Origin of the sequence: Micromonospora parastrephiae (genome assembly GCF_016802865.1) — a bacterium.
Taxonomy (GTDB): domain Bacteria; phylum Actinomycetota; class Actinomycetes; order Mycobacteriales; family Micromonosporaceae; genus Micromonospora; species Micromonospora parastrephiae.
Genome location: NZ_JAEVHM010000302.1, coordinates 1 through 4,499, shown reverse-complemented (window position 1 = coordinate 4,499; position 4,499 = coordinate 1). Strand labels below are relative to the sequence as shown.

Annotated in this window: 3 protein-coding genes; 1 reads left to right on the top strand and 2 read right to left on the bottom strand. The window is 70.9% G+C overall.

Annotated elements, in window-relative coordinates; translation table 11 throughout:
• Both JNW91_RS29865 and hflX read right to left on the bottom strand, forming a co-directional pair.
• Positions 1–1,315 (bottom strand): hypothetical protein (locus JNW91_RS29865; RefSeq protein WP_203178850.1); only part of this gene is annotated, 1,315 nt, incomplete at its 3' end.
• 50 nt (positions 1,316–1,365) lie between these two features.
• Positions 1,366–2,820, bottom strand: coding sequence for a GTPase HflX (gene hflX / locus JNW91_RS29860; RefSeq protein WP_203178849.1), 1,455 nt, complete (start codon positions 2,818–2,820; stop codon positions 1,366–1,368).
• Positions 2,821–3,002: 182 nt separating this feature from the next.
• Between hflX and JNW91_RS29855 the strand changes: the two genes are divergently transcribed.
• A complete protein-coding gene (locus JNW91_RS29855) occupies positions 3,003–4,469 on the top strand; it encodes an NAD-dependent malic enzyme (RefSeq protein WP_203178848.1) in 1,467 nt (488 codons plus the stop codon).
• The last annotated feature ends 30 nt before the right edge of the window (positions 4,470–4,499 follow it).

Below are 4,499 nucleotides of genomic sequence, written 5' to 3'. Positions count from 1 at the left end.
GGCCACCGCCGTACACCGCTCCGGATGCCGGGGCCGGACCACCACGGCCCGCGCCACCGCCGTAGACCGCGCCGCCCGCGGGGGCGCCGCCACCGTAGACGCCACCCGGACGTTCCGCGCCCGGCTCGCCACGCCCACCACGCGGGCCGCCGAGGGGTTCGCCGTCGGGATCCGACCGATCGGACGCGTCGGCGGTCGGCGGCCGGCGGCGGGCACGGACGATACCGATGATGCCGGCGCCGACCAGCAGCAGGCCGAGCACACCGACCGCGCCGACCAGGTAGGTGATGTCGTCGAAACTCAGGCCGGCGGTCCACGACTTGGCGGCGGCCGATCTGGCGCCACCCTCGGCGGCCAGCGGCACCGCCGTCGAGGTGGACGGGGCGTAGCTGAGGACGTCGATGGGATCGCCCTCGGCGAACTGGCCACCGTCGGAGACGGTGAGGAAGCTCTTCCCGTCCGGGGAGTAGCTGATGGCCTCGCCGAACGGATCGGCGAGTGGCGTCACCCGAGGCTTTCCGGTGGTGAGCGCGGTGACGATGTCGCCGCCGGTCACGTCGAACTCGAACGCGTCCGCGTAGGTGCGTAGGACCACCCGGCCGCCGTCCGGCGACCGGGCAGCGCCGGTGATCGCGACCCGCCCGAACGTGTTGAGCGGGTTGTCCGTCTGCGTCTTGGGCAGCGTGATGTCGCCGACCTTGCGCATCGGCACCGGGTCGGTGTCGCCGGTCTTGAGGTTCGCCGACGGGGTGAAGATCTCGGCCTTACCGCTGGTCACCTTGGTGATGATCAGCGGCTTGTTGTCGTTGCCGATGAGCAGCGCCTCGGCGTCGTGCGGTTCGCCCTCCGGGTACGAGAGTCGGTGCAGCACCGGCTGCTTGCTGCCGGTGACCGGCATCGACCAGAGCGCGACGCGCTTGCGACGCTCCTTCGAGGACACGTTGTCGCCGATGTCGGCGATCCAGAGCGTCGCGCCGTTCGGGGAGAGCGCCAGGTCCTCGGTGTCGAACGGACCCTGCCCCGAGTAGCGGACCGGTTCCTTCGAGATCTTGCACTTGGTGTCGAGGAAGAAGACGCGCTTGCGCGCCTCGACCTCGGTGCCGTCGTTGATCACGACGAAACCGCTCTTGGTAGCAACCAGGCCGGACAGCTCACGCAGCCGTTCGTCGGCGATCGTGCACTGCTTCTTACCGGGCGTGACAGCGGGCAGCTCGGACGCTCCGGGAGCGGGAGCCGCCACGGCGACTCCGGCGAGCGCCACGGTTGCCCCGAACAGGCCGAGGGCAACCGTGACCGAGGAAACAACGCGGCGCATTCGGCCAGTGTCGCATGCCGCGGGTTTCCCGTGGATGACGCCGTGGTCGCTCAGGAGCGGCTGCCGGCCGCCTGACTCTCCCGCTCCACGTCGAACTGCGCCAACTCGGCGGCCAGCTCGGCGCTGACCCGAACGTGCAGCAGAGTGCCCTCCGGCAGGTGCGCCGTGCTGAGCACCTCGCCCGTGCGGTGCACCCGGGACACCAGGTCACCCCGCTCGTACGGCAGGACCGCCCGGACCTCGACGGCCGGCTGCGGTAGCCGGTCCTCGATGGTCGCGCGCAGGTCGTCGACGCCTCGGCCGGAGTGTGCCGACACGAAGATCGCGTCCGGCCAGAGCCGCTTGAGCCGCAGCAGCGTGTCCTCGTCGGCCGCGTCGGTCTTGTTGACCACCAGCAGCTCGGGGAGACGGTCCGCGCCCACCTCGGCGAGCACCTCGTGCACGGCCCGGACCTGCTCCTCCGGATCCGGGTGGGTGCCGTCGACGACGTGCACCACCAGATCCGCCTCCGCGACCTCCTCCAGCGTCGAGCGGAACGCCTCGACGATCTGGTGCGGGAGGTGCCGGACGAAGCCGACCGTGTCGGAGAGGGTGTAGAGCCGCCCGTCCGACGCGGTGGCCTTGCGGGTGGTCGGGTCCAACGTCGCGAAGAGCGCGTTCTCCACCAGCACGCCCGCGCCGGTCAGCCGGTTGAGCAGGCTGGACTTGCCGGCGTTGGTGTAGCCGGCGATGGCCACGGCGGGGACGGAGTTGCGGGTGCGTCGGGCGCGCTTGGTGACGCGTACCGTGCGCATGCTCTTGATCTCGCGGCGCAGCCGGGAGATGCGGTGGCGGATGCGCCGCCGGTCGGTCTCCAGCTTGGTCTCACCGGGACCACGAACACCCACACCGCCGCCGGCACCGCCGCCACGGCCGGAACCACCCGTCTGCCGGGAGAGCGTCTCACCCCAACCGCGAAGCCGGGGCAGCAGGTATTCGAGCTGAGCCAGCTCGACCTGCGCCTTACCTTCCTTGCTCTTGGCGTGCTGGGCGAAGATGTCGAGGATCAGCGCCGTCCGGTCGACGACCTTGACCTTGGTGCGCTGCTCCAGGTTGCGCAGCTGCGACGGGGACAACTCGCCGTCGCAGATGACCGTGTCGGCGCCGGTGGCGAGCACCACGGCGCCGAGGTCGTCGACCTTGCCGCGGCCGATGTAGGTGGCCGGGTCGGGGCGCGTACGACGCTGGATCAGCCCTTCGAGCACCTGCGAGCCAGCGGTCTCGGCGAGCGCGGCCAGCTCGGTCAGCGAATTCTCCGCGTCGGTCACCGTGCCCTCGGTCCAGACGCCCACCAGGACGACCCGCTCCAGCCGCAGCTGGCGGTATTCCACCTCGGTGACGTCGGTCAGCTCGGTTGACAGGCCCGGGACGCGTCGCAGGGACTGCCGCTCCGACAGCTCCATCTCGCCGGTGGTGACGTCGTCGAGCTCGTCCTCGACGTGGACAAAGCTCTCCTGGTCTCGCAAGCGGTTCTCCTGTCCGTTTTGATAAGTAGAACGTAATCCTGACATGACACAACGCCGAACGCACCTGCTATATGCCCATGGTGAAGGTCGCCAAAAGTGGGGGCGAATGCTGGTCGGCCGCGACAACCCGGTAGAAATGCGGGCGCGGCCGACCGGCCGCACAGCCGTGACGGAGGGATCCCGTGGCCATCACCCGACTGCCGAGCGCCGGATTTTCGATCACCATCCGGATCGCCGTAACCGCGGACGCCTCCTCGATTGGCCGGCTCACCACCTCGGTCGGCGAGGCCGGAGCGATCGTCACGGCGTTGGACGTCGTGGACTCGGACCCGACCCACGTGATCGTCGACCTGACCTGCGACACCGCCGACGCCGGCCACGCCGACCAGGTGGTCGACGCGCTGACCGCGCTCGACGGCGTGGACGTGCGCAAGGTGTCGGACCGGACGTTCCTGCTGCATCTCGGCGGCAAGATCGAGGTGACCTCGAAGGTCGCGCTGCGCAACCGTGACGAGCTGTCCCGGGCGTACACCCCGGGGGTGGCCCGGGTCTGCATGGCCATCGCCGAGAACCCGGCGGACGCCCGGCGGCTCACCATCAAGCGCAACACCGTCGCGGTGGTCAGCGACGGCTCCGCGGTGCTCGGCCTGGGCAACCTGGGTCCGGCCGCGTCGCTGCCGGTGATGGAGGGCAAGGCGGCGCTGTTCAAGCGCTTCGGCGGGGTGGACGCCTGGCCGGTGGTACTGGACACCCAGGACACCGACGAGATCGTGCAGATCGTCAAGGCCATCGCGCCGGCGTACGGCGGAATCAACCTGGAGGACATCGCCGCGCCGCGCTGCTTCGAGATCGAGGCCCGGCTGCGTGAGGCGCTGGACATCCCGGTCTTCCACGACGACCAGCACGGCACCGCGATCTGCGTGCTGGCCGCGCTGACCAACGCGCTGCGGGTGGTGGGCAAGCGGCTCGAGGACGTCCGGGTGGTCGTCTCCGGCGCCGGCGCGGCCGGCACCGCGATCATGAAGCTGCTGCTGCGCCAGGGCGTCGGCGACATCATCGCGTACGACCGGGAGGGCGCCCTGCACCGCGGCCTGACCGGGCTCAACTCGGCCTGGCAGTGGCTGGCCGAGAACACCAACAAGGAGAACTACTCCGGCGACCTGCCCGGCGCCATCCGCGGCGCCGACGTGTTCATCGGGGTCAGCGCGCCGAACCTGCTCACCGGCGACGACATCGCTCAGATGGCGAAGGACCCGATCGTCTTCGCCCTCGCGAACCCGGACCCGGAGGTCGACCCGCGGGAGGCGCGCAAGCACGCCGCCGTGGTAGCCACCGGCCGCTCGGACCAGCCGAACCAGATCAACAACGTGCTCGCGTTCCCGGGGGTGTTCCGCGGCATGCTGGACGCGCACGCCGAGGAGTTCACCGAGGAGATGGCCATCGCGGCGGCCCGCGCCATCGCCGACGTGGTCGGCGAGGACAAGATCAACCCGACGGTGATCGTGCCGAGCGTCTTCGACTCCCGGGTCGCCCCGGCGGTCGCCGCCGCCGTCCGCGCCGCCGCGCACAGCCCCAGCCCGCTCCCGGCGGCCGACCCCGGCCCGGCGGACCTCCCCGAGATCGCCGCCAACGCCAGCGCCACCCCGTAACGCCCAGACCGCCGAAACCCCTCCCCCGGG